The organism is Kocuria sp. UBA1838, from assembly GCF_002338785.1.
Taxonomy (GTDB): Bacteria; Actinomycetota; Actinomycetes; order Actinomycetales; family Micrococcaceae; genus Kocuria; species Kocuria marina.
Map to the genome: position 1 here is coordinate 39,684 of NZ_DDIY01000017.1, position 24,068 is coordinate 63,751.

General features: G+C 69.1%; 21 protein-coding genes, 3 pseudogenes and 1 riboswitch. Of the genes and pseudogenes, 12 read left to right on the forward strand and 12 right to left on the reverse strand.

Features of this window, described 5'->3' with window-relative positions:
* A partial coding sequence (locus B3I25_RS09285; protein WP_286738735.1) for an aldehyde dehydrogenase family protein occupies nt 1–1,123 on the reverse strand: 1,123 nt, incomplete at its 3' end.
* A gap of 184 nt (nt 1,124–1,307) precedes the next feature.
* On the opposite strand from B3I25_RS09285, the gene B3I25_RS09290 reads away from it, so the two are divergent.
* On the forward strand, nt 1,308–1,790 hold the full coding sequence (locus tag B3I25_RS09290; protein ID WP_064846501.1) for a hotdog fold thioesterase: 483 nt from the start codon (nt 1,308–1,310) through the stop codon (nt 1,788–1,790).
* 298 nt (nt 1,791–2,088) lie between these two features.
* On the opposite strand, the gene aceA is transcribed toward B3I25_RS09290, so the two are convergent.
* Nucleotides 2,089–3,375, reverse strand: a complete 1,287-nt coding sequence (gene aceA / locus B3I25_RS09295; protein WP_064846502.1) for an isocitrate lyase — start codon at nt 3,373–3,375, stop codon at nt 2,089–2,091.
* 364 nt (nt 3,376–3,739) lie between these two features.
* Between aceA and B3I25_RS09300 the strand changes: the two genes are divergently transcribed.
* Together B3I25_RS09300 and rraA are read left to right on the forward strand one after the other, a co-directional pair.
* Complete coding sequence (locus tag B3I25_RS09300) at nt 3,740–5,209, forward strand: XRE family transcriptional regulator (protein WP_064846503.1); 1,470 nt, start codon at nt 3,740–3,742, stop codon at nt 5,207–5,209.
* 122 nt (nt 5,210–5,331) lie between these two features.
* Nucleotides 5,332–5,799 (forward strand): ribonuclease E activity regulator RraA, encoded by a 468-nt coding sequence (rraA, locus tag B3I25_RS09305; protein WP_286738737.1) that lies wholly within the window; start codon nt 5,332–5,334, stop codon nt 5,797–5,799.
* A 92-nt stretch (nt 5,800–5,891) separates the two neighbouring features.
* Here the strand turns inward: rraA and B3I25_RS09310 are convergent, their stop codons facing one another.
* The 6 genes from B3I25_RS09310 to B3I25_RS09335 form a co-directional block, all read right to left on the reverse strand.
* On the reverse strand, nt 5,892–6,314 hold the full coding sequence (locus B3I25_RS09310; RefSeq protein ID WP_286738738.1) for a hypothetical protein: 423 nt from the start codon (nt 6,312–6,314) through the stop codon (nt 5,892–5,894).
* Nucleotides 6,315–6,409: 95 nt separating this feature from the next.
* Nucleotides 6,410–7,276, reverse strand: coding sequence for a 3-hydroxyacyl-CoA dehydrogenase family protein (locus B3I25_RS09315; RefSeq protein WP_098053540.1), 867 nt, complete (start codon nt 7,274–7,276; stop codon nt 6,410–6,412).
* The gene (locus B3I25_RS09320) at nt 7,273–8,064 is read right to left on the reverse strand and encodes an enoyl-CoA hydratase/isomerase family protein (RefSeq protein WP_098053539.1); all 792 of its coding nucleotides are present in this window, start codon (nt 8,062–8,064) and stop codon (nt 7,273–7,275) included. The genes B3I25_RS09315 and B3I25_RS09320 overlap by 4 nt, the downstream gene beginning before the upstream one ends.
* A gap of 7 nt (nt 8,065–8,071) precedes the next feature.
* The gene (locus B3I25_RS09325) at nt 8,072–9,295 is read right to left on the reverse strand and encodes a thiolase family protein (RefSeq protein ID WP_064846508.1); all 1,224 of its coding nucleotides are present in this window, start codon (nt 9,293–9,295) and stop codon (nt 8,072–8,074) included.
* A 198-nt stretch (nt 9,296–9,493) separates the two neighbouring features.
* Nucleotides 9,494–10,921 carry an MFS transporter gene (locus tag B3I25_RS09330; protein WP_064846509.1) on the reverse strand — a complete coding sequence of 476 codons (1,428 nt, stop codon included), beginning with the start codon at nt 10,919–10,921 and terminating at the stop codon, nt 9,494–9,496.
* A 351-nt stretch (nt 10,922–11,272) separates the two neighbouring features.
* Nucleotides 11,273–12,484 (reverse strand): cobalamin-independent methionine synthase II family protein, encoded by a 1,212-nt coding sequence (locus B3I25_RS09335; protein ID WP_098053537.1) that lies wholly within the window; start codon nt 12,482–12,484, stop codon nt 11,273–11,275.
* A 14-nt stretch (nt 12,485–12,498) separates the two neighbouring features.
* A riboswitch (SAM riboswitch) is annotated at nt 12,499–12,585 on the reverse strand.
* A 252-nt stretch (nt 12,586–12,837) separates the two neighbouring features.
* Here B3I25_RS09335 and B3I25_RS09340 point away from each other — a divergent pair.
* Nucleotides 12,838–13,586, forward strand: a pseudogene (locus B3I25_RS09340) (3-hydroxybutyrate dehydrogenase).
* A 212-nt stretch (nt 13,587–13,798) separates the two neighbouring features.
* Here B3I25_RS09340 and B3I25_RS09345 read toward each other — a convergent pair.
* Complete coding sequence (locus B3I25_RS09345) at nt 13,799–14,602, reverse strand: IclR family transcriptional regulator (RefSeq protein ID WP_064846511.1); 804 nt, start codon at nt 14,600–14,602, stop codon at nt 13,799–13,801.
* Between the two features lie 152 nt (nt 14,603–14,754).
* Here B3I25_RS09345 and B3I25_RS09350 point away from each other — a divergent pair, with 152 nt between their 5' ends.
* The 6 genes and pseudogenes from B3I25_RS09350 to B3I25_RS09375 all read left to right on the forward strand — a co-directional run bounded on the left by B3I25_RS09350 (nt 14,755) and on the right by B3I25_RS09375 (nt 20,347).
* Nucleotides 14,755–15,549, forward strand: a complete 795-nt coding sequence (locus B3I25_RS09350; protein WP_286738739.1) for a CoA transferase subunit A — start codon at nt 14,755–14,757, stop codon at nt 15,547–15,549.
* Nucleotides 15,546–16,224, forward strand: a pseudogene (locus B3I25_RS09355) (CoA transferase subunit B). The gene B3I25_RS09350 and the pseudogene B3I25_RS09355 overlap by 4 nt, the downstream one beginning before the upstream one ends.
* Nucleotides 16,221–17,411: an acetyl-CoA C-acetyltransferase gene (locus B3I25_RS09360; RefSeq protein ID WP_085107954.1), complete on the forward strand. Its 1,191-nt coding sequence runs from the start codon at nt 16,221–16,223 to the stop codon at nt 17,409–17,411. Before B3I25_RS09355 ends, B3I25_RS09360 begins: the two are co-directional and overlap by 4 nt.
* A gap of 142 nt (nt 17,412–17,553) precedes the next feature.
* Entirely contained in the window at nt 17,554–18,078 is a 525-nt protein-coding gene (locus B3I25_RS09365) for a DUF2243 domain-containing protein (RefSeq protein ID WP_082943323.1), read from the forward strand.
* A 68-nt stretch (nt 18,079–18,146) separates the two neighbouring features.
* Complete coding sequence (locus tag B3I25_RS09370; protein ID WP_312797648.1) at nt 18,147–18,956, forward strand: cytochrome c oxidase assembly protein; 810 nt, start codon at nt 18,147–18,149, stop codon at nt 18,954–18,956.
* A gap of 59 nt (nt 18,957–19,015) precedes the next feature.
* Nucleotides 19,016–20,347: pseudogene (locus B3I25_RS09375) on the forward strand (short-chain fatty acid transporter).
* Here B3I25_RS09375 and B3I25_RS09380 read toward each other — a convergent pair.
* Nucleotides 20,272–20,856: an NAD(P)-dependent oxidoreductase gene (locus B3I25_RS09380; protein ID WP_404821145.1), complete on the reverse strand. Its 585-nt coding sequence runs from the start codon at nt 20,854–20,856 to the stop codon at nt 20,272–20,274. The pseudogene B3I25_RS09375 and the gene B3I25_RS09380 overlap by 76 nt on opposite strands.
* Here B3I25_RS09380 and B3I25_RS09385 point away from each other — a divergent pair.
* Nucleotides 20,821–21,405 (forward strand): LysR substrate-binding domain-containing protein, encoded by a 585-nt coding sequence (locus tag B3I25_RS09385; protein ID WP_286738741.1) that lies wholly within the window; start codon nt 20,821–20,823, stop codon nt 21,403–21,405. The genes B3I25_RS09380 and B3I25_RS09385 overlap by 36 nt on opposite strands.
* Here the strand turns inward: B3I25_RS09385 and B3I25_RS09390 are convergent.
* Both B3I25_RS09390 and B3I25_RS09395 read right to left on the reverse strand, forming a co-directional pair.
* The gene (locus B3I25_RS09390) at nt 21,389–21,883 is read right to left on the reverse strand and encodes a GNAT family N-acetyltransferase (RefSeq protein WP_286738742.1); all 495 of its coding nucleotides are present in this window, start codon (nt 21,881–21,883) and stop codon (nt 21,389–21,391) included. The genes B3I25_RS09385 and B3I25_RS09390 overlap by 17 nt on opposite strands.
* The gene (locus B3I25_RS09395) at nt 21,880–22,509 is read right to left on the reverse strand and encodes a TetR family transcriptional regulator (protein ID WP_064846515.1); all 630 of its coding nucleotides are present in this window, start codon (nt 22,507–22,509) and stop codon (nt 21,880–21,882) included. Before B3I25_RS09395 ends, B3I25_RS09390 begins: the two co-directional genes overlap by 4 nt.
* 117 nt (nt 22,510–22,626) lie before the next feature.
* Between B3I25_RS09395 and bioB the strand changes: the two genes are divergently transcribed.
* Nucleotides 22,627–24,024, forward strand: a complete 1,398-nt coding sequence (gene bioB, locus B3I25_RS09400) for a biotin synthase BioB (RefSeq protein ID WP_286738743.1) — start codon at nt 22,627–22,629, stop codon at nt 24,022–24,024.
* Nucleotides 24,025–24,068: the final 44 nt, after the last annotated feature.

A 24,068-nucleotide genomic window follows, 5' to 3' on the forward strand; every position in this document is an offset into this window, starting at 1 on the left:
CGGTGGCGCCGGCGTCGATCAGGGCGCGCACGGAGCGCAGCACCTCGAAGTGCTGGTCGTCGGACGCGAGCGGGCCCACCGTGGTGGCGGAATCGCGCGGGTCGCCGACGACGGCGCGCTGCGCCACCCGCTCCCGCAGCGCGGCGATCACGGCGGGCTTGAGCGCCTGCGGAACGATGACCCGGCGGATCGCGGTGCACTTCTGCCCGGCCTTGGCGGTGATCTCCAGGACCACGGACTTCACGAACGCCTCGAACTCGGGGGAGTCCTCGGTGACGTCCGGGGCCATGATCGCGGCGTTGAGCGAATCGGTCTCCGCCGTGAAACGCACGCCCTTCTCCTGCACGTTGGTGTGGGCGCGCAGCGACTGGGCGGTGGCGGCCGAGCCGGTGAAGGCCACGTGGTCGCGGGCGTCCAGGTGGTCCAGCAGATCGCGCGCGGCGCCGGAGATCAGCTGCAGGGAACCCTCCGGCAGCAGCCCGGAGTCCAGCATGAGCCGCACGCACGCCTCGGTCACGTACCCGGTGGGGGTCGCGGGTTTCACGATGGTGGGCACCCCGGCGATGAATGCGGGCGCAAACTTCTCGAGCATGCCCCACACGGGGAAGTTGAACGCGTTGATCTGCACGGCCACACCGGGCACGCGGGTGTAGACGTGCTCACCCAGGAACGAGCCGTCCCGCGAGAGCTGTTCCACCGCGCCGTCCACGATCACGTTGGCGTTGGGCAGTTCGCGCCGTCCCTTGGACGAGAACGTGAAGAGGGTCCCGATCCCACCGTCGATGTCGATCAGGTGGTCCTTGGCCGTGGCCCCGGTCGCGTAGGAGATCTCGTACAGCTCCTCCTTGTGCTCGCCCAGGTATTGCGCGAGCTGCTTGAGGATCAGGGCGCGGTCGTGGATGCGCAGTTGCCCCAGTGCGGCCTGGCCCACGGTGCGTCCGTGGTCCAGGGCGCCCGCGGTGTCGATCCCGTCCGTGCTCACCCGGGCCACGAGCTCCCCGGTGGTGGCATTGCGCACGTCCGCGATCTTCTGCGGGTCCTCCGGCCGCCACCACTTCCCGGCGACGAAGCTGGGCAGGATCTGCGGTTCCTGGGTCTCGGATGCCTGGGTCTGGGTGTTCACGCGGGGTCCTCCGGACTGTCGCGGCCATCAGCCGAACGATCGGTCAGTATTTGGTCCAGGATAACCTAGGTCACACAAGGGCACCATGGTCACCACGCTCCGCCGTCGGCGTTCGACGCCGCTCTGCGCACCGCTCAGCGCGGCCCACCGGCGCGGCGTGGGGCCTGATCACCGAGGAGTCAGCATGCACGAGGATCCCACCCGCGCGGACGTCCGCGCCGAGAACGCACGAGTCGCGTCCCCCGCCGAGGAGTTCGGTGAGGCGTACGAGCCGTGGATCATCGAGTTGGGTGAACTGGACGAGAAGATGGGCGTGGTGGTGGAGGAGCAGTCCGCCGAGCGCGTGGTGGCGACCATGCCCGTGGAGGGCAACCGGCAGTCCCTGGGGCTGCTGCACGGCGGCGCGTCCGTGGCGCTCGGGGAGATGCTGGGTTCGTGGGCCGCGGTGATCCACGGCTCCACCATGGGCAAGGTGGCCGTGGGTGTGGACATCAACGCGACCCACCACGCCTCCGCTACAAGCGGCCGGGTGCGCGGCGTGGCCACGGCGATCCACCTGGGGCGCAGCGTCACGAACCACGAGGTGGTCATCACCCACATCGACACCGGCCAGCGCCTGTGCACCGTGCGGATCACCAATTACCTCAAGCCCGCGAAGCGCTCCTGAGCATTCGTCCGACGATGCCGCGGTGCCCGTCCCTCGGGAAGGGCACCGCGGCGTCGTCGTCCGCGGAGCCGCTCCGGCACCGCGGAGGGCGCGCGGAACCGCCCCGGCACCGCAGGGAACACACGGAACCGCCCCGGCACCGCGTGGGAACGGTGTCGGGGCGGTTCGTGGTCCGCGGGAGGGCTGAGGAGTCCCCTCTCATGCCGCGCGGACAGGGTGGACGCGGAGACCGGATGCCCGGAGTTCTTTGGCCTCAGTGACCGTGCTCCGGTCTCCGCGGGTCTTCAGGGCGCCGGGTTCAGAACTGGGCGCTCTCGGTGGAGCCCGTGAGGGCGATCGTGGAGGAGTTGGGGTTGACCACCTGGGAGACCAGGTCGAAGTACCCGGTACCCACCTCGCGCTGGTGCTTGGTGGCGGTGTAACCGCGCTCCTCGGCGGCGAACTCGCGCTCCTGCAGTTCCACGTACGAGGTCATCTGGTTGCGGGCGTAGCCGTGGGCCAGATCGAACATCGAGTAGTTCAGCGCGTGGAAACCGGCCAGGGTGATGAACTGGAAGCGGTAGCCCATGGCGGAGAGTTCGCGCTGGAACTTGGCGATGGTCTCGTCGTCCAGGTGCTTCTTCCAGTTGAAGGACGGCGAGCAGTTGTACGCGAGCATCTGGTCCGGGAAGTCCTCATGCACGGCATCCGCGAACTGGCGGGCCAGCTTGAGATCCGGCGTGCCGGTCTCCATCCAGATCAGGTCCGAGTAGGGGGCGTACGCCTTGGCGCGGGCGATGCAGGGCTCCACACCGTTGCGGACCTTGTAGAAGCCCTCCGGGGTGCGCTCGCCGGTGATGAACTCGGCGTCCTGCTCGTCGATGTCCGAGGTGATCAGGGTGGCCGCCTCGGCATCCGTGCGGGCGATGATGATGCTGGGGACGTCCTCCACGTCCGCCGCGAGGCGGGCCGCGTTGAGGGTGCGGATGTGCTGCTGGGTGGGGATCAGCACCTTGCCGCCCAGGTGACCGCACTTCTTCTCGGAGGCCAACTGGTCCTCCCAGTGCACACCGGCCGCACCGGCGTCGATCATGGACTTCATGAGCTCGAAGGCGTTGAGCGGTCCGCCGAAGCCGGCCTCCGCGTCCGCGACGATCGGCGCCATCCAGTTCTCCACGGTGTGGACGTCCTCGGCGTGCTCGATCTGGTCCGCACGCTTGAGCGCGTTGTTGATCCGGCGCACCACCTGGGGAACCGAGTTCGCCGGGTAGAGGGACTGGTCCGGGTAGGTCTGGCCCGCGAGGTTCGCGTCACCGGCGACCTGCCAACCGGAGAGGTAGATCGCCTTGAGCCCGGCCTTGACCTGCTGGACGGCCTGGTTACCGGTCAGAGCGCCCAGAGCATTGATGTAATCCTCCGAGTTGAGCAGGTACCAGAGCCGTTCCGCACCGCGGCGGGCGTTGGTGTGCTCTTCTCGAAAGGAACCCTGCAGACGCAGGACCTCCTCGGGGGCGTAGTCACGGGTCACGCCGGCCCAGCGGGGGTTCTCCTCCCAGTCCCGGGCGAGTTCCTCGGCGCTGCGGAGGTTGCTGTTCTCGTTGCTCATCTCGTTCTCCTTTGATCGTTCGAGCCGGCGGCCTCGGTGGGAGCTCCGCACGGGTAACTTGATGTGTTCCACTTTTGCCGCGATCTGCACTCCCGCATAGAGGCTTTTGGGATGAAGAATCGGTTTTCTTCACGTTTGAGAAAAATCTGCCTAAACTCGGACTATGACCCCGGACACAGGACCCCGCAGGCGTCGTCGCACCGGCGACGGCGCTCCCCCTCGCGCCGCCGCACCGCGGAGCGCTCACGGCTTGGAACCCGCGCGCGCTGCGCGGTCGCGGGGTACGGAGCCCGCCCGGACGGCAACACCGCGGCGCACGGACCCCGCGTCCGGCACGCGGGTCCCCGCGCGCTCGTCGTCCGACGTGCCACCCGAGGAGTCCGGTGACCCGACCGATCCGATCGTGCTGGGGCGGCGGATCCGCTACCGCCGCAAGCGACTGCGGATCACGCTCGAGGAGCTCGCGCGCACCGTGGGCATGGCGGCGTCGGCGCTGTCGCTGATCGAGAACGGCAAGCGCGAACCCAAGCTCAGCGCGCTGTCCGCCATCGCTGCCGCGCTGGACATGAGCGTGGAGCAACTGCTGGGGACCAAGGCGCCGTCGCGCCGCATGGAACTGGAGATCCAGGTGGAGCGCGTGCAGCGCGGACCCATGTACGCGTCCCTCGGGTTGCCCACGGTGCGGGTGGGGCCGGGCACGAGTACCGAGACCCTCGAGGCGCTCGCGGCACTGCAGCGGCAACTCGCCCAGCGGCTCGAGGAACAAGCGGCCACGCCCGAGGAGGCCCGGCGCGCCAACACGCAATTGCGAGCACGCATGCGGGGGATCGACAACTACTTCGAACGCATCGAGACCATGGCCGCGGACCTGCTCGCCGCGATCCGCCACACGGGCGGACCGCTGTCCGAGCACCACATCTCGCGGCTCGTGGAGCACGTGGGATTCGAGATCCACCAGGTCCCGGACCTGCCGCACTCCACGCGCTCGGTCACGGACCTGCGCAACCGCCGGTTCTACCTGCCGGCCACCGCCGGGGCGGGCTCGCCGTGGTCGGTGTTGTTGCAGGCCGTGGGGCATCACTTGCTTGAACACCACCGCCCGGCGGACTACGGCGAGTTCCTGGAACAGCGCGTGGAGACGAATTACTTCGCAGCGGCCCTGATGATCCCGGAGGCCTCCGCGGTGGACCTGCTGGGCCGCGCCAAGTCCCAGCGGGAGTTGTCCGTGGACGACCTACGGGACGCGTTCGCGGTGTCCCACGAGACCGCGGCACACCGGATGACCAACTTGATGACCCACCACTTCGGCATCCCCACCCACTTCGAGAAGGTGCACTCCTCCGGGATCATCCACAAGGCCTGGCAGAACGACGGGTTGCAGTTGCCCACCGACCACAGCGGCGCGGTGGAGGGGCAGAGGGCCTGCCGGTTCTTCTCCGCACGGCAGGCGTTCTCGGGGACCAACCGGTTGCTGTCCCACTTCCAGTACACCGACACCCCGCACGGCACGTTCTGGTGCTCGGCCCGCGTGGAGGGATCCGAGAACGGGGAATTCTCCATCTCTTTCGGTGTGCCGTACGAGCACGTCAAATGGTTCCGGGGCCGCGCCACCACGGTGCGCCACACCTCCACCTGCCCCGACCCCGCGTGCTGCCAACAGCCCGCCCCGGCGCTCGCCGAGCAGTGGGACGGCCAATCCTGGCCCTCCGCCCGCCCCGCGTCCCACATGCTCGCCGCCATGCCCGCCGGCGCGTTCCCCGGGGTGGACGAGACCGAGGTCTACCGCTTCCTGCAGCGACACGCCCCCGTTGCCTCATCTGGCGACCTCGCGTAACCTCCATCACGTTCCCGCCGACGACGCCGCGCCACCCCTACGCGCCCAGACCGTCCGTGTCCGGACGCCGCGTGCCCGGGCCCCGAGCGTCGTCGGCGATCCGTAGGCACGAAAGGTGACCCATGAGCTTCGCGACCGCCGACCTGTACGACGAACACGGCGAGGACCTGCAGTCCGTGACCACCCAGTTCATCTCGGTGGGTGGTGTCCACCGGTTCACCGGACCCATCCGCACGGTGCGCTGCTTCGAGTCCAACGTGGACGTCAAGAAGCTCGTGGCCACCCCCGGTGAGGGCGCGGTGCTCGTGGTGGACGGGCAGGGATCCATGAACCGCGCGCTGCTCGGGGACAACGTGGCCCGCACCGCCATGGAGAACGGGTGGGCCGGGCTGATCATCAACGCCCCCGTGCGGGACCGCGTGGAACTGGGCACCCTGGACATCGGCATCAAGGCGCTGGGCACGAATCCCCGCAAGTCCGACCCCAACGACTCCGGGGAAGTGGACGTGATCGTCACCTTCGGCGGCGTAACCTTCCGCCCGGGCAGGACCCTGTGGGCGGACGAGGACGGGGTCCTGGTAGAGCGTTGAACCCGCCACCTCCGCTGGACGGATATACGACGGCGACCCCCCGCACCCGCGGGGTTCGCCGTCGTCGTTCCGGTGGGGGCCGGGTGTCGTGACTACTTCTGGGCCACGAACTCCTGGCCGTCCGTCAGATACACGTTGCCGTACTTGTCCACGGTGGAGTTGGTGCGCAGATCCCACTCCTGAGCTCCCAGCACGGGAGCGGGGCCGAAGGAGACCACCGTGGTGCCCTCCCTGGGCGGCACGTACCCCACGGCCTGACCGTTCTGGTACACGGCGTAGCTGGCCTGCTTGCCCGCGGGGGCGCTGCCGGGTTCCACGACACGTTCGTAGCTCACGATCTCCATGGCGCCGAAGACGGGGTGGTGCACCGGGATCGCTGCGGTCTTGTCGCACGGCCCCGCGCAGGGGTCCGCGACGGCCGGCAGGGACGGCGCCGTAGCGGTGGCTGACGCGGCCGGGGTGCTGCCCGCACCCGCGGTGTTCGCAGCGGTGACCGGGCCGGGGGTGGGGAACAACCCCGCGGCGTCGTCGAACCCTAAGTCAGAAGGGGTTCGACGCGCGGAACAGCCGATGCGCACCCGACCCGCGACGAGTACGGCCGTGCACGCGCTCAGGAGTAGTCGTAGAACCCCTTGCCGGATTTACGGCCCAGTTCGCCGCGCTCGACCATGTCCCGCATGAGCTGGGGCGGGGCGAAGCGGGGGCCGAGTGTGGATTCGAGGTACTCCGCGATCCCCAGGCGCACGTCCAGACCCACGATGTCGGTGAGGGCGAGCGGACCCACGGGGTGCTTGTAGCCCAGGACCATGGCGTTGTCGATGTCCTCCGCGGACGCCACACCCTCCTCGACCATGCGAATGGCCTCGAGGCCCAGGGCCAGCCCGAGCCGGGAGGACGCGAAGCCGGGGGCGTCGTTCACGGTGGCCGGCGTCTTGCCGATGCCCGCGACCCACTGCAGGGTCAGCTCTTTCAGCTCCTGACGGGTCGTGCGCCCGATCACGATCTCCACGAGCTTGGAGGCCGGGACGGGGTTGAAGAAGTGCATGCCGCAGAACCGCTCGGGACGCTGGAGCTCATCGGCGAGCCCGTCCACGGACAGCGAGGACGTGTTGGTGGCCAGCCACGCCGTCTCGGACAGGTTCTTCTCGACCCTCTGGAGGGAGGAGACCTTGAGGTCCCAGGTCTCGGGAACGGCCTCGATCACGAGCTCGCAGTCCGCGAAGTCCGCGTAGTCCACGCTCACGGAGAAGTTCTGGGTCCACGTGTCCAGGTTGCCGTCGATCTTCCCGCGCTCGAGGGACTTGACGAGGTCCGATTCCACCCGCTCCTTGGCGCTCTCCGCGGCCGGCCCGTCCACCTCCACCACGGTCACGCGCGCTCCGGAGATCAGGAACGCGTGGGCGATCCCCGCGCCCATGCGCCCGCCTCCCAGGACTCCCACGCGGGACGGGACGGTTGCGGTGGTGTTCTCGGTCATGTCTTGGGCTCCTTCTTGCGGTCCAGGAACGCTTGCATACGGTCGAATTTGGCCTGCGACTCGAACAGGATGGCCTGCGCGAGCTCGTCCACGTGGGGGTGCGCCTCGCGCGGCATGGCGAACACACGTTTGGACACGCGCACGGCCAGCGGGTCCTGCGCGGCGATGCGATCGGCCAGGGCGTCCGCCGCGGCCAGCAGCTCGTCTGGTTCGTGGATCTCGGTGATCAGGTGGGCCTCCAGGGCCTCCTGCGCGGAGAGGGTCCGACCGGCCAGCAGGATGTCCTTGGCGAGTGACTCACCGGCCAGTTCCCGCAGTCGCCACAGGGCCCCCGCGGCGGCGATGATGCCCAGGCCGGTCTCGGGTTGGCCCACCGTGACCCGCGGCGTGCCGATCCGGAAGTCCGCGGCCCACGCGAGTTCCGCGCCCCCGCCCAGCGCGTAGCCGTCCAGGGCCGCGATCACGGGCATGGGTAGCTTGGCGATCCGGTCGAACAGCTGCGAGTTCACGCCGCGCAGGGCGTCCTCACGACGCCGCTCGCGCAGTTGCGCGATGTCCGCACCGGAGGCGAAGATCCCTTTCCCGTTCACGTGCGTGCCGCTCAGGATCATGATCCGGGGATCGCGTTCCAGACGGGCGCACACAGCGTGCAACTCGTCCACCATGACCTCGTCGATGGCGTTGCGCACCGCGGGGCGGTCCAGCGCCACGTGCAGGCGGTCCGGGGTGTCGGTGATGCGCAGGGCCGTGAACTGCGCGGCCCACTCGGGGGTGTCGTGCTGCGTCATGGCCGGATCACACCCGCTCCACGAGCAGTGCTGCACCCTGGCCCACGCCGATGCACATGGTGGCCAGGCCCTTGGCGGTCTGCTCCCGCTCCATCCGGCCCAGCAGGGTGATGACGATGCGCGAGCCCGAGGAACCCAGGGGGTGGCCCAGGGCGATCGCCCCGCCGTCCCGGTTCACGATCTCCGGGTCCAGGCCGAGCCGGCGGATCGATGCGAGCGACTGGGTCGCGAACGCCTCGTTGATCTCCACGGAGCCCAGATCGCCCACGCTCCAGCCGGCGCGCTCCAGGACCTTCTCGGATGCGGGCACCGGGCCCAAGCCCATGATCTCGGGGGCGAGACCGGCGGAAGCACCGTCCACGACGCGGCCTCGGGCGTTGAGCCCGTACTTGGTCACGGCCCGTTCGCTGGCCACGATCACGGCGGACGCGCCGTCGTTGAGCGAGGACGAGTTACCGGCCGTGACCACGGACCCGCCCTTGACCACGGGGCGCAGCTTGGCGAGCACCTCCGGGGTGGAGCCCTCGCGGGGGCCCTCGTCCGTGTCCACGACCGTGACCGCACCCTTGCGGCCGCGGACCTCCACGGGCACGATCTCGGCGTCGAAATGACCGGCGCGGATCGCGGCCAGGGCCTTCTCGTGCGACTGCGCGGCGAAGGCGTCCGCGTCCTCGCGGGAGATTCCGTCCACCCGGGCGACCTCCTCGGCCGTCTCGGGCATCGAGTAGGTGGCCTTGCCGTCCCGCGAGAGCGGGCCCTCCACGAACGCGGGGTTCACGAACCGCCACCCGATCGAGGTGTCGAAGACCTCCCCGGGCTTGGCGAACGCCGTACGGGGCTTCTCCATGACCCACGGCGCGCGGGACATGGATTCCACTCCACCGGCCACCACGATGTCCGCGGCCCCGGACTTGATCATCTGGGACGCGATCGTGATCGCGGACATCCCCGACGCGCACAGCCGGTTGACCGTAATCCCGGGGACCGTGTCCGGGTACCCGTTGAGCAGCCACGCCATCCGGGCCACGTTGCGGTTCTCCTCACCGGCGCCGTTGGCGTTGCCCAGGATCACCTCGTCCACGAGCGCGGGATCGATGCCGGCGTCCTCCACGACGGAACGGATGCACAGTGCGGCTATGTCGTCCGGGCGTACCGAGGACAGGGCACCGCCGTAACGACCCACGGGGGTTCGCGCCCCTCCGACGAGGAAGGCTTGCGGCATCGAGGACATGGCAACTCCTAAGTGGGGCAATAACCGACCGATTGTTCACTGTAAAGGTTCCCCGATCATGTGAGCCACGTCAATCGATGACGGTCACGCGGGGAAGAGCGCGACGGGCCCGGCAACCGTATGGCTGCGGGGCCCGCCGTGCGCCGTCGTGACCTCCGACGAATCAGAGGCCGGGACGGTTGGTTCGTGTGCCGGGGATCAGTGGCGGCGGATGCGCGCCGGAGCGGTGGTCTCGGGCTCGCCGGCCACCGGGGGAACGATCTCGTCCGGATGCGCCCGGACGTACTCCTGGTGCACCTCCGCGACGTGCAGGTCCTTGCCCTGGTCCGACTTCTTGACGAAGGAGACCGCGATGAAGGACACGAGCGAGATCAGGGAGATGTACAGGCCGATGGTCCACGCGGCGCCGGTGCGGTTGAGCAGCAGCTGGGCGATCATGGGGGCGAACGCGCCACCAATGATCGACCCCAGGGCGTAACCGATCGAGACACCGGAGTAGCGGACGCGGGCCGGGAACATCTCGGCGTACATGGCGGACTGCGGACCGTAGGACGGACCCAGACCGATCGTCAGGATGAAGATCGCGGCCGCGAACAGGGGCAGGGACGCCGTGTTGAGCATCCACCACATGGGGATGGCCCACAGGATGATGATGCCGTAGCCGATCTGGAACGTGAGCTTGCGCCCGATCTTGTCCGAGATCCACCCGCCGAACATCGTGAAGATGAGCCACCCGACGCCGCCCACGAGGGTGGCGATCAGCGTCTCGGGGCGGGACATCCCCAGGGTCTTGGTGCCGTAGGACGCGAAGAACGCGATGACCAGGTAGCCCGCGGCGTTGTTCGCGGCGAAGATCAGCGCGGCCAGGATGACCTGCGGGGAGTTGGTCCGGAACAGCTGGTCCAGGGGAGCGGAGGACTCCTTGGCGCGCTGGCGCATCTCCAGGAACACGGGGGACTCGTCCACGGAGCGGCGGATCAGCCAACCCACGAAGATCAGCACGATGGAGAACAGGAACGGAACGCGCCAGCCCCAGGCCTCGAACTGCTCGGGGGTCAGGATGGTGCTCAGACCGAACATGAACAGGGTGGCCATCAGCACGCCCAGGGGCACACCGATCTGGGGGTAGGCGCCGAAGAAGCCGCGCTTGTTCGCGGGCGCGTGCTCCACGGACATCAGGGCCGCACCACCCCACTCACCACCGGCGGAGAAGCCCTGCAGGATACGCAGGACCAGCAGGATGATGGGGGCCGCGATACCGATCTGCTCGTACGTGGGCAGCAGGCCGATCAGCGTGGTGGCCGCGCCCATCCCGAAGAGGGTCATGACCAGGGTGATCTTGCGCCCGTACTTGTCACCGATGTGACCGGCCACGATCGCACCCAGGGGACGGAAGAGGAAGCTGATGCCCAGGGACGCCCAGGCGACGATCTGTCCCAGCGTGGCGTTCTGCTCGCCCGCCGGGTTGAAGAAGTGGGTGGCCAGGATGAAGGCGGCCGCCTGCGCATAGATGAAGAAGTCGTACCACTCGATGGTGGTGCCCACGAGGGTGCCCGCAAGGACCTTGCGCTCTTCTCGGGTCATGGTGTGCGCCGGCTGAGCGGGCGCTGAGGTGGTGGATGCCATGTGGGTCTCCAGGATCGGCGGACGCGGGGTCCGTGGGGTGCCAGTGGCGGGGTGGATCAGGGGAATAACCGACCGATTGGCCTCGAAATAAGTGTACGAAAGAATGTGAAGCGCACCACACGTTTCGTGTACTAAATCGTATATTTTTCCCGGGCCGTTCACCCGGGCGGGCAGCATGTCGGCCGTTGTGACGCGTTCATGACACGGCAACGCCCCCTCCCGCCGTGCCGCACCGTGGAAGGTGCGGGCGCAGCGGAAGGGGGCGGGCGGCGTCGTCCGGGAAGATCGGGGAACCGGAACGGTCAGCGACGCGGTGGGACTAAAAGCTGCAGGACCAGCCGCGCGGCCTGATCAGAACAGGCGCTCGGACGCGATCCGCGCACCCTCCACGAGGGACTCGAGCTTGGCCAGCGCGATCTGCGGGTGCAACCGCCCGCCCAGACCGCAGTCCGTAGAGGCGATCACGTTCTCCTTGCCCACCACGGACGCGTACTGCTCGATCCGGTCCGCCACGAGCTCGGGGTGCTCCACCACGTTGGTCGAGTGCGAGACGAAACCGGGGTAGACCACCTTGCCCTCGGGCAGCTGGTGGTCCTTCCAGACCTTCCACTCGTGGCCGTGGCGCGGGCTGGACGCCTCGAAGCTGTAGCCCTGCGCGCGGATGGTGAGCATGAGGTCCACGAGGTACTTGAACTCGAGGTCCGTGGTGTGCGGGCCGTGCCACGAACCCCAGCACAGGTGGAAGCGGATCTGCTCCTCGGGGAGGTCGCGCAGTGCGTAGTTCAGCGCGTCCACGCGCAGCTGGGTGAAGGCCAGGTAGTCCTCCACGGTGGGCTCGGGGTTGATCTGGTCCCAGGACTCGGCGATCGAGGGGTCGTCGATCTGCACGGTCAGTCCGGCGTCTACGATGGCCTTGTACTCCTCGCGCATCACGTCCGCGCACGCGTAGACCAGTTCCTCGTCCGTGGCGTAGTACTCGTTCTTCACGCGCGCGCAGGAGCCGGGGGACAGTGCCGCGACGAAGCCCTGCGTGGCACCGTTCAGGGCCATCGCGTCCTTCACGCGGCGGATGTCCCCGGCCACAGCCTCCTGACCCGTGTAGGTCAGCGGGCCCGTGATCTTGGGCTGGGAGACCGTGTTGCGGTGCACGAGCACGCCCGCTGTGGGGTCCTCATAGGCGTCCCGGAAGCGCTCCCGGTCGCGGCGGTCGGGGAAGCTCGTGAGCACGATGTGTCCCGGGCTGGAACGGTGCTTCTCGCCCTCGTTCCAGCGGTCCTCGTCCGTGGGGGTCAGCCCGCCCAGGCGGTGGAACGAGTAGTTCCACCAGGCCCCGTAGTCCACGGCGCCGGACGTGGTGTGGCCGTACTCGCCGTCGTTGACGATGTCGATGCCGATCTCGCGCTGGGTGCGCACGATCTCTGTGACGCCCTCGTCGAGCGCCTCGCCCAGCTGGGAGAGGTCGATCTCGCCCGCCTGGAAACGGTTGTTGGCCTTCAGCAGCTCGGGCGTGCGAGGCAGGGAGCCCACGTGGGTGGTCTGGATGCGATCGGTGTTCAAGGGCATGGCTGTGCTGTTCCTTTCCATCGGTCCTGGCGTTAGCACCGGTGTCACCCCGGTTGCTGCGGCTTCCACGAGCCAGATCTCTCGGCCGCTCTGGATGGGTACTGCTCCATCCAACAGCATCGCGAGGAGCGGACGCCAGTCGTGGTGTGTCGGACGACGACGCCGCTCCCCGGGTTCCTCCTGCCCGGCCCCTCGGGCTCGGGTCACCGGGGCTTCCGTGACCCGGCGGACTCCGGTGCGGGCTGTGACTCGTAGCTGGTCCGGGGTGGTCCGTTCCGGATCGTGACCCGGCGGCCCCCCCCGGGGCGTAGCGTGACGCGGTAGGAGAACCGTCCACGCGCAAAGAGGCTGTCATGGAGCAATCACTCGAGGGAAAGAAGGCCCTGGTCACCGGTGGGGCCAGCGGGATCGGCCGCGCCGCCGTGCAGGCGTTCGCGGACCGCGGCGCCCACGTGGTCGTCGCGGATATCAATGAAGAAGCCGCTCAGACGACGGCCTCCGAGGTGGGCGGGAAGCCTGGGTCGTGGACCTCTCGGATACCGCCGCGCTCGCCGAACTGAGCCTGGACGTGGACATCCTGGTCAACAACGCGGGGATCCAAAAGGTGGCCCCCGTGCAGGACTTCGACCCCGCGGACTTCCACCGCATCCTCACGCTCATGCTCGAGGCTCCGTTCCTGCTGATCCGTGCCGCACTGCCGCACATGTACGAGCGCGGATGGGGCCGGATCATCAACGTCTCCTCCATCCACGGTCTGCGCGCGTCCGCGTACAAATCCGCGTACGTCACGGCCAAGCATGGGCTCGAAGGGCTGTCCAAGACCGTGGCCCTGGAGGGCGCTGAGCACGGTGTGACCAGCAACTGCGTCAACCCCAGCTACGTGCACACCCCGCTCGTGGACAAGCAGATCAAGGACCAGGCCGCGACCCACAGGATCCCCGAGGACCAGGTGATCGAGAAGATCATGCTCACCGAGTCCGCGATCAAGCGCCTCGTGGAACCCGAGGAGGTTGGCGAGCTCATCGCGTTCCTGGCCGGCCCGTCCGCGGGCATGGTCACGGGTGCGTCCTACACGATGGACGGTGGCTGGACGGCGTTCTGAGTGCGGGGCGACGTCGCCGCGTCCACCCTCGCTGCCGTTCGGTGTCGAGGCAATGGCCCGCGTTCCACGGCCCCTCTCCGGCCAAGGGCCCGAACATCTGCGTCCCGAAAAAACACCCGCAGTCGCACAACGCATGCGGTATCGGGACACAGATGTTCCGGGGTGCGAGAACGCGGGGTCTGACGGTACGGGACGACGCCGCTGCGTCCGGTTCACACGGTCGTGGCCCCCGCGCGCAGCGCCGTGGAGAGCCTGTGGGCCTGGTCCAGCAAAGCCGCCCCGAGGCGGGGTCTGCGTTCCGCGGTGAACCGGGGTTCGATCCCCGTCAGGGAGAGTGCGTAGCGGGGTTGGCCGGTCGCGTCGAACACCGCGGCCGCCATGCCCCACGAGCCCTCCACAATACGTCCGGGGTTCAGGGACCAGCCGTCCTCCCGGACCTGGGCGACGAGGCGGCGGACGTGAGCGTCGTCGTGCTGTGGACCGAGGCGCGTCCGCTCCTCCCGGGTGTCCGCGAGGGCGGTCTCCAATTGGTCCGGGGGTAGGTGACCGAGGATCGCGAGTCCCGCGGAGGCCACGCCCAGGGGCAACCGCAGGCCCTCGTAGAGCACGTGCGAGCGCACCGGGAACGCCCCCTCCACCCGGGCCAGGCAGATGACCTCGTTGCCGCGGCGAGCGGAGAAGAACGCGGACTCGCCCGTGGCCTCGGCGAGCCGCTGCAGGCACGGGGTCGCGAGGTCCTGGGCGGGATAACGTTGGGCGGCCACCGTGCCCAGGATGTGCAGTTCGGGACCCAGGGCCCAGTTGCCGTCCTCCGTGCGGTCCACGAACCCCTCGGCGGCGAGCGCTGCGAGCAATCGGTGCGCGGTGGGCCGGGTCAGCCCCGTGCGGTGGGCGATGGCCGCGGTGGATCCGGCTGACTCCCCGGATGCCACGGCCTGCAGGATCGCGGCGATCCGGGAGACCACCTGCGTGCCCTGCGGGGAGGACTGCGGGTTCCGGGATTTCTGCGGGGTCATACACGCTCCTGCGTCGGGACGTTCACAATATGGACAGACTAGCGACAGTTTTTCAGATTGTGATCCCTTCACCGACGATTACGGGTGAAGCATTGACCAAGATGTGGTCACTTTCTAGCCTGAGAGGCAGATCACGCACTGGAGGGGTGACCATGTCCAAACTCAGGGACAACGTGGCCGAGTTGCTCGCCGAGACGCTGCGGGACGGGATGACCGTGGCGGTGGGCGGTTTCGGACTGTCCGGGATCCCGCGGGACCTCATCGAAGCGGTCCGCGACAACGGAGCCAAGGACCTGACCGTGGTGTCCAACAACATGGGCGTGGACGGCAAAGGGCTCGGTCTGCTGCTGGAGAACAAGCAGGTGAGTAAGGTGCTGTCCTCGTACGTGGGGGAGAACAAGGAGTTCGCCCGCCAGTACCTGGAGGGTGAGCTCGAGGTCGAGTTCAACCCGCAGGGCACGCTCGCCGAACGGCTGCGCGCGGGCGGTGCGGGGATCCCCGCGTTCTACACCGCCACCGGTGTGGGCACGCGCGTGGCGGAGGGGAAGCCCACCGCGGAGTTCGACGGGTGCACCTACATCCTGGAACGCGGGATCGTCGCGGACATCGCCCTGGTGCACGCGTGGCGAGGGGACACGGACGGCAACCTGATCTACCGGAGGACCTCGCGCAACTTCAACCCGGTGTGCGCCACGGCCGCGCGGATCACGTTCGCGGAGGTCGAGGAGGTCGTGGCCCCGGGTGGGTTGGACCCGGACCACATCGTGACCCCCGGGGTCTTCGTGCAGCACGTGGTGCAGTACTCAGGGGCGCCCAAGGAGATCGAGCAGCGCACCACGCGACCGAGGCCCGCGGCGTCGTCGCCGGAGGGCGGAACGGACGTGCGGACCGGCGGTGGTGCCGCCCGGGGCGCGGGCAACGGCGGAGCGGAAGGGGCGGTGGCATGAGCTGGACGCGTGATGAGATGGCGGCCATCGCGGCGTCGGAACTGCATGACGGCGACTACGTGAACCTGGGCATCGGGATCCCGACCCTCGTGGCGAACAACCTGCCCGAGGGCGTGAGCGTGGTGCTGCAGACCGAGAACGGGGCGCTGGGCATGGGCCCGTTCCCGTACGAGGGGGACGAGGACCCGGACCTGATCAACGCCGGGAAGCAGACGATCACCCTGCAGCCGGGGGCCGCGATCTTCGACTCCGCGATGTCCTTCGCGATGATCCGCGGTGGACACGTGAAGATGGCGATGCTGGGGGCCATGCAGGTCTCGCAGCGCGGCGACCTGGCCAACTGGATGATTCCCGGCAAGATGGTCAAGGGAATGGGCGGGGCCATGGACCTTGTGACCGGAGCACCTCGTGTGCTGGTCTTGACGGAACACGTCGCCAAGGACGGCTCCGCCAAGCTCAAGCGGGAGTGCGATCTGCCCCCTGACCGGTGTCGGGGTCGTGGACCGTATCATCACCGACCTGTGCGTCTTCGACGTGGAGGAACACGGGCTGGTGTTGCGGACCCTCGCCCCGGGTGTGACCGAAGAAGAAGTAGCAGCCAAGACCGAGGCCGAATACCGGGTTGAGCTCGTGGACGTCACCCCGGACTCCGTGCCCGTACAGGAGGAGAAATGACAGAGAACGCCAATGACGTGGTGATCGTCAACGGAGCACGCACACCCCAGGGCAAATTGCTGGGCGCGCTCGCGGACCTGAGCGCCGTGGACCTGGGCGCGCACGCGATCAAGCACGCCGTGCAGCGCGCGGGGGTCTCCCCCGAGGACGTGGACTACGTCTACATGGGCAACGTGGTGCAGGCGGGCACCGGGCAGAACCCGGCCAAGCAGGCCGCGGTGAAGGCCGGACTTCCTAAGACCGTCCCGGCGGCTGCCCTGAACAAGGTGTGCCTGTCCGGTCTGGTGGCCGTCACGGAAGCGACACGAATGCTGCGCCTGGGTGAGGCGGACGTCGTCGTGGCCGGCGGGATGGAATCCATGACCAACGCGCCGCACCTGGCCCTGGGCGCCCGCAAGGGCAAGTCCTACGGGGACATGCGGCTCGCGGACTCGCTCGCCCACGACGGGCTCGTGGACGTCGAGAAGGGCGTGCCCATGGGTGAGCTCACCGAGTCCGGCAACGGCGAGCGTCAGATCGACCGCGCCGAGCAGGACGCGGTGGCCGCGCGCAGCCACCAGCTCGCGGGCAAGGCCCAGCAGGACGGGATCTTCGCGGACGAGATCGCGCCCATCGAGGTGCCCCAGCGCAAGGGCGATCCGATCACGGTGTCAGAGGACCAGGGCGTGCGCCCGGATTCCACCGCGGAGGGCCTCGGCAAGCTGCGCCCCGCCTTCACGAAGGACGGCGCCATCACCGCGGGCAACTCGTCCCCCATTTCCGACGGCGCTGCGGCCCTCGTGCTGACCACGCGCGGCTACGCGGAGGAGCACGGACTCGAGTGGCTCGCCGTGGTGGGCAAACCCGGTCAGGTGGCCGGTCCGGATACCTCCCTGCACTCCCAGCCCTCCCGGGCCATCGAGCACGCGCTCTCGCGGTCCGACTGGACCCTGGAGGATCTGGACTTCATCGAGATCAACGAGGCGTTCGCGGCCGTGGCCGTGCAGTCGGTGCGCGACCTGGGCGTGGACCCCGAGAAGGTCAACATCCACGGTGGTGCGATCGCCCTGGGCCACCCCGTGGGGGCCTCGGGCGCGCGGATCGCGCTGCATGCCGCTTTGGAACTGGCGCGGCGTGGCTCCGGCAAGGCCGCCGTGTCCCTGTGCGGTGGCGGCGGTCAGGGTGAGGCGTTGTTGTTGAGCCGTTGAGCCTTGCAGGTGGGTCACGCCCGTCCCGGACCCGGGGCGGGCGTGACCCGCACCAGGGGCGGCCCGGCTCGAGCCGGCTGACCGGCCCGTGTGGTCCCCGGGGGCGGGCGGCCGGGTTGATCGAATGGATTCAGGAGGAACTATGGCGCACACGGCATCCACACCGGACTCGACATCATTGGAGGGCCCTGGATCAGGGGGCGGGCCTGTCCCGGACCCGCGGCGCACCCGCAAGCGGGCGGCGCTGTCCGGGTTCCTGTTCGGATGCGGTATCGCCGCTTCCATGATCGACTTGTTCATCTTCCACCTGGGCCTGCAGTGGCATCACTTCTACGACCTCTCCACGCACGAGGTGGCCCTCGTGACGGACGGGTTCTTCCACGCCTTCGGGTGGTTCATCACCATCTGGGGTCTGTTCCTGCTCGCTGACGTGCGCCGACGGGGTGGGGTGCACTGGCCCCACTGGATCGGGGCCGTGATCCTGGGTGTGGGGACCTTCCAGCTCTTCGATGGCATCGTGGACCACAAGCTGCTGGGCATCCACCAGATCCGCTACGGGGTGGACATCCTGCCGTACGACCTCGTGTGGAACGGCACCGCGGTGATCCTCATGCTCATCGGGTTCGTGGTGCTGCGGCGCGGCGCGCGGGCCTATCGGACCCGCTGATGTCCTCGGACCACGCCCACCATGCGGATCACACCCACCACTCGGAGACCGCTGCTGTCGGATGGCCTGTGTTCGAGTGGCTGGTCGTGGTGGTGCTGGTACTGGCTGCCGCGGGGTACGGGTGGTTGTTGTGGTCGGGCCGTCACAGGACGGGCCCGAGTCCGTGGCGTCCCGTGAGTTTCTACGTCGGCCTGCTGGGCGTGGGGGTGGGCCTCGTGGGGCCCCTCGCCCACGCCGGGCACACCAGCTTCACCGCTCACATGGTGGGGCACCTGTTGGTGGGGATGCTCGGACCCCTGCTGCTCGTCCTGGGCGCGCCCGTGCGGGTGGCGCTGCGCGGGCTGTCCACCGCCGGGGCGCGCCGGGTCTCGCGGGTGCTGCGGTTCCCGGTCGTCCGCTGGGTCACGCACCCCGTGGTGGCCGCGATCCTCAATGCCGGCGGGTTGTGGTTGCTCTACAGCACCGCGCTGTTCCACTGGATGCACGCCTCCGCGTGGGGCCACGCGCTCGTCCACACCCACATCTTCCTGGCCGGCTACGTGTTCACGGCGGCCATCGCCGGACCGGACCCCGATCCGCATCGTTCGTCCTTCCGGGTGCGCGCCGTGGTCCTGGTGCTCTTCATCGCGGCGCACTCGGTCCTGGCCAAGTGGCTCTACGCGCATCCGCCCGCGGGAGTCGCGCCCCACGACGCCCACGTGGGCGCGCAGGTCATGTACTACGGCGGCGACGTCGTGGACGTCCTGCTGATCGTCCTGCTGTTCCTGGACCACCACCGGGCCACGCGCCCGCGCCCGGCAACCGATCGCATGTCCCCAACCCTGACCCAGATCGGAGAACCACCCGTGTCCCGCCACCATCGAGAGCCGTTGTCATGAGCACCCCGGGAACCCCGCAGGCCACCGCCGCCCGGTCCGAACCGCCGCTGGCCCGCGTGATGCGGCCGCTCAACACCGCCGTGGAGAGGTTCATCCCCTCGGCGCTGATCTTCGCCATAGTCCTCACCGTCCTGGTGGCCCTCATGGCCCTGCTGCTGACCGATTCCGGGCCCGTGGCCGTGATCCAGGGATGGGGCACGGGACTGTCTGGGCTGCTGGAGTTCATGACCCAGATGGCGCTGGTGCTGTTGCTCGGTCATGCCCTGGCCAGTACCCGGCCCGTGCGCGCCGGTCTCGGCAAGTTGGCCTCGGTGCCCCGCTCACCCCTGCGCGCCTACATCTTCGTGTTCGTCATCGCTGCGGTGGCCTCCCTCATCACATGGGGTTTCGGCCTGGTGGTCGGCGGTCTGCTCGCCCGGGAGGTCGCCGCGGAGTTCGCGCGCAGGCGCCAGGCCGTGAGCTTCCCGATGCTCGTGGCGTCCGGGTTCTCCGGGTTCGTGGTGTGGCACATGGGGTATTCGGGCTCCGGCCCACTGACCGCCGCGACCCCGGGCTCGTTCATCGAGAAGCAGGTGGGCCACATCATTCCCATCAGGGAGACCATTTTCTCGTAATGGAACATCAGCGCGATCGTCGTCACCCTGATCCTGGTGGCCCTGGCGCTCTGGCTCGTGGCACCGCGCAGCGTTCCCGAGTCCCACACGGTCACGGCCGAGGCGCTCGCCCAGTCCGAACAGGAGATCGAGCGTCCGGTCATAGAGGCCCCGGCCGACCGGTTGGATGCCTCCCGCATCCCGACGACTCTCGTGGGCCTGGCACTGGTGGCCTACCTGGTCATCCACTTCGCCGGGGGTGGAACGGTCACCCTGAACATCGTGAACTGGATGTTCCTGGGGCTGATCTTCCTGTTGTCCCGCAACACGTTCGAGGTCATGGGCCTGGTCAAGAACGCCGCGTCGAACGTGGGGGACATCCTGCTGCAGTTCCCCCTGTACGCCGGGATCATGGGCATCATGACCGCCACGGGGCTGATCCAGGTGCTCTCCGACTCGATCGTCGCCGTGGCATCGCCCCAGACGCTGGGCCTGCTGGCCTTCCTGTCCGCAGGGCTGGTCAACTTCTTCGTCCCGTCCGGCGGCGGGCAGGTGGCCATCCAGGCACCCATCCTGTTGGACGCCGCCGCCCGCCTGGACGTGGACCCCGCCGTGGTGATCATGGCCGTGTCCTACGGCGATCAATGGACGAACATGATCCAGCCGTTCTGGGCCCTGCCGTTGCTGGCCATCGCGGGACTGAAGATCCGGGACATCCTGGGCTACACGACCGTGGTGTTGTTGGTCTCCGGAATCGTCTTCGCCGCCACCATGCTGGTCGTGGGCGCGGGGGTCTGAGCGCGTGTCGTGCTCCGGGCGGCCGCGGGGAGGTCCACGCCCGTCTGCTCACCGGCGGACAGCGCGAGCCCCACGTCCTTGGCGGCCAGGACGGAACCCTCCGCACACGCTTCGAGATTGACGAAGAGCATCATGTTGTTCACGATCTTGGCCGATTGCCCCATGCCCGGCCCGCCGGTGTGCACGATCCGACCCGCCATGGGAGTGATGACCTGCTCGGCCCGGGCCACGGTGTCCTTGTCGCCCCCGATCATGAACGTGAGTGTTCCCGCCGCAGCACCGCTGATCCCGCCCGAGACCGGGGCGTCCACGAACGCGAAACCCTTCTCCGCCGCGGCCTTGTGCAGCTCCAGGGCGGTTTCCACGTCGATCGTGGAACTGTCGATGAGGAGGGCGTCCTTCGGGGCGAGCGCCAGGACGCCCTGGTCCGATCGGACGGGGCGTGGGAGCCCACGGATCTGGGTCGACAGTTCGTGAGTGCCGCCGAGGGCATCGAGAGGGCCCTGGATTCCCTCGCCCTGGAATCGGGCGGTGCGGGAGGCGGGGTGAAGGGGCTCGTGCGGGTCTTGGCCCCGGACGGCCTGGGCGGGATCGCCGTGGGTGAGGCCATGCGCAGGCTGTCCGAGACCCACCCCGGTGTGCGGCTCGAGATGATCAACGCGGCGCGCCGCCCGAGCGCCAACCTCGTGGGGATCGACGTCGCGGTGGTCGTGGGGCGCCCAGAGGTCTCCCGGAACGAGTCGTTCCACTCGGCGGACTACTTCCTGGGGCTCTACGCGTCCGCGGCGTACGTGGAACGCCACCCGGCCCTCGAGTCCCCCGCCCAATTGCAGGAGCACCCTCTGCTCTACTCCATCGAGTCCATGCAGGACGTCCCGGAGCTGATCGATCCCGTGCGGCATCTGCCGCGGATGCACCAGTCGATCGGGGCCACGTCCTCCATGGTGCACGTGGAGTTGACCCGGTCCGGGGCGGGTATCGGCCTGCTGCCGTGCTACCTGGCCGATCGCGCCAGGGTCCGCGCGCCAACGCACTCGCTCGCTAGCGCACCATCCTGAGCTCGCGCAGGTCCGACAGTCGCGGGTCCACCGTCTCGGTCCCGTCCGCGCGGAAGCCATTGCGCTCGTAGAACCGGATGGCGCGCGCATTGGCCGCGGCGACCCACAGCTGCGCGGGCTCGGCCCCCAGCGCGGCGTCCAGCAGCGCCTGTCCCGCTCCGCCGCCGTGGTGCTCGCGCAGAACGTACACCATGCGCAGCGCGGTCTCCCGCGCCGGTTGCGACTCCTCCGGTGCACCGACCGCGGCGAAGCCCACGATCCGTCCGGCCACCTCCGCGACGCGCACCGCGCTCCGGCCGGCTTCATCGCGCAGCAGGCCGTCCCACATGGTGCGACGACGCCACTGCGCCGTCTCGTCGTAGAAACGCTCCGGGAGCATGCCCGCGTACGTCTCACGCCAGGAACGCACGTGGACGGCCGCGAGGGCGGGAGCGTCGTCGGGCTCGGGGAGACGGATGGTCAAGGCGGGCCGTGTCATGGGTCGGACCTCTCGAGGGGCGCTGCCTCACGCCCGAGGATCAGGGCCAGTCCGGCCTCGAACCGCGGAGCGCTGTCAGTGGTGGGCAGCCCCATGGCCTCGCGGGTCTGCTGAGCGGTGACGGAGCCCAGTGTGAACCGGACCAGGGTCAGGGCCGTGTTCTCGGCGGTCCGCTGCGTGAGACCCGTGGCGGATAGGGCCGCGACGAGTAGCGGAACCGGCGGCAGGTCGAGCGGATCGAGGGCGTGGGCCACGCCGACGACCTCCGCGCCGTCGCGCACCGCGAGGATCAGCCGACGGAACTCCGCGGCAACCCGAGCGGGGTCGAGGTGGCCGGGCTCGGTGCGGCCGTCATCGGAGTGCCCCGGACCCGCCCCGTCGTGACCGGCCGAGCGGACGGCGCGGGGAGCGGCGTCGTCGTGCACCGCGCGGTCGGCGGCGAGCGGTGCGACCATGCGCTGGGCGAGCACCGCCAGCAACTCCTGCTTGTTGGCCACGTGCCAGTAGAGGGCGCCGGGCTGGACCTCGAGCTCCTTGGCGAGGCGGCGCATGGAGAGATCACCCAGGCCGTAGCTCTGCAGGATGTGCCACGCGGCATCCACCACGTCATCGCGGTTCAGGGCCACGGTGCTCCTCTCGGGGTGCTCGGTCGGGTGCTGCGTGTGACTCTACCGATCGGCCGGTGCGGCGCGGGGCGGGCGTTGGAGAATTGACTTTCTTGAACGGCGTTCAATAATTGAACCATGTTCAAGAACCCTGCCGAGCTGGCCGAGCGCGTCCTGGCTGGCGACCCCGTGACCCCGGACGAAGCCCTCGAACTGCTGCACACCGACGACCCCGGCATGCTGGACCTCGTGGCCGCCGCCGCACGGTTGCGCCGCGAACACTTCGGGATGACCGTGAAGGTGAACTACCTGGTCAACCTGAAGTCCGGGCTGTGCGCCGAGGACTGCGGCTACTGTTCCCAGCGCCTGAACGCCGGGACAGACATCCTCAAGTACTCGTGGCTGAGCCCCGAAAAGGCGGTGGAGCAGGCCGAGTACGGTATCCGCGGTGGTGCGAGCCGCGTGTGCCTCGTGGCGAGCGGTCGCGGCCCGTCCAACCGTGAGGTGGGCAACGTGACCCGCACGGTCGAGGCGCTGAAGGAGCAGCACCCGGATGTGGAGGTCTGCGCATGCCTGGGCCTGCTCAAGGACGGCCAGGCGGAGACGCTGAGCGGCGCGGGCGTGGACGCCTACAACCACAACCTCAACACCGCCGAGTCCCACTACGAGTCCATCTGCTCCACCCACACCTACCAGGACCGCGTGGACACCGTGGAGCGCGCGAAGGACGCCGGGCTCTCCCCGTGCTCCGGGCTGATCGTGGGTATGCGGGAGACGGACGAGCAGCTCGTTGAGGCGCTCTTCGCGCTGCGGGAGCTGGGCTCGGACTCCGTGCCGGTGAACTTCCTCATGCCCTTCGACGGCACGCCCCTGGCAGGCACGTGGCAGCTGAGCCCGCAGAAGTGCCTGAAGATCCTCTCCGTGGTGCGCTTCGTGTGCCCGGACAAGGAGATCCGCATGGCCGGTGGCCGCGAGATGCACCTGCGCTCGCTGCAGCCGCTCGCCCTGCACGTGGTCAACTCCCTGTTCCTGGGCGACTACCTCACCTCCGAAGGGCAGGCGGCCAAGGCGGACCTGGACATGATCGCGGACGCCGGCTTCACCGTCCTTGGTGCGGGGCCAGACCTTTCCCGTGAGCACGACGCCGCGGTGCCCGCCCACGCCTCGAGCGGCGCGGCTCCCGAGCAGGCTGCGGCGGGCCAGGCAGGTCAGACGGGCTCGGCAGGCCCGGCGAGCAGGCCCTGTGGGGCCACGTGCGGAACCGGTGGAGCTGCCGGTCCCGATGCAACCTCGGGCGGCGGTCCGGCCCCCTTCGACCCCGTCTTTTCCGATCAGGGTGACGACGCCGCGCTGCCCTCGACCGCGCAGGGCCCGGTCCCTACTCGGTCAGCTGCCCCGGTCTCCGCGGCGCTCGCCGCCCTGTTGAGCTCGGGCGACGGGCCCGAACGCGACGAGAACGACACCCGGGTGAGGATCGAGCTGAGCCCGACCGTGCGGCGTCGTGGTGCGGGGACCTCGGTGGCGCCGAATGCCTGAACCGGCACCGCAGATCACGCACGGCACCGCGCCCGCCGAGAGCA

Bases quoted from the DNA above. Each gene is read 5' to 3' on its own strand.
- B3I25_RS09360 (WP_085107954.1), top strand. From the start codon at position 16,221: ATGACAGAGAACGCCAATGACGTGGTGATCGTCAACGGAGCACGCACA.
- B3I25_RS09320 (WP_098053539.1), bottom strand. From the start codon at position 8,064: ATGACGCAGCACGACACCCCCGAGTGGGCCGCGCAGTTCACGGCCCTG.
- aceA (WP_064846502.1), bottom strand. From the start codon at position 3,375: ATGAGCAACGAGAACAGCAACCTCCGCAGCGCCGAGGAACTCGCCCGG.
- bioB (WP_286738743.1), top strand. From the start codon at position 22,627: ATGTTCAAGAACCCTGCCGAGCTGGCCGAGCGCGTCCTGGCTGGCGAC.
- B3I25_RS09365 (WP_082943323.1), top strand. From the start codon at position 17,554: ATGGCGCACACGGCATCCACACCGGACTCGACATCATTGGAGGGCCCT.
- B3I25_RS09325 (WP_064846508.1), bottom strand. From the start codon at position 9,295: ATGTCCTCGATGCCGCAAGCCTTCCTCGTCGGAGGGGCGCGAACCCCC.
- B3I25_RS09330 (WP_064846509.1), bottom strand. From the start codon at position 10,921: ATGGCATCCACCACCTCAGCGCCCGCTCAGCCGGCGCACACCATGACC.
- B3I25_RS09390 (WP_286738742.1), bottom strand. From the start codon at position 21,883: ATGACACGGCCCGCCTTGACCATCCGTCTCCCCGAGCCCGACGACGCT.
- B3I25_RS09345 (WP_064846511.1), bottom strand. From the start codon at position 14,602: ATGACCCCGCAGAAATCCCGGAACCCGCAGTCCTCCCCGCAGGGCACG.
- B3I25_RS09350 (WP_286738739.1), top strand. From the start codon at position 14,755: ATGTCCAAACTCAGGGACAACGTGGCCGAGTTGCTCGCCGAGACGCTG.
- B3I25_RS09335 (WP_098053537.1), bottom strand. From the start codon at position 12,484: ATGCCCTTGAACACCGATCGCATCCAGACCACCCACGTGGGCTCCCTG.
- B3I25_RS09290 (WP_064846501.1), top strand. From the start codon at position 1,308: ATGCACGAGGATCCCACCCGCGCGGACGTCCGCGCCGAGAACGCACGA.
- B3I25_RS09315 (WP_098053540.1), bottom strand. From the start codon at position 7,276: ATGACCGAGAACACCACCGCAACCGTCCCGTCCCGCGTGGGAGTCCTG.
- rraA (WP_286738737.1), top strand. From the start codon at position 5,332: ATGAGCTTCGCGACCGCCGACCTGTACGACGAACACGGCGAGGACCTG.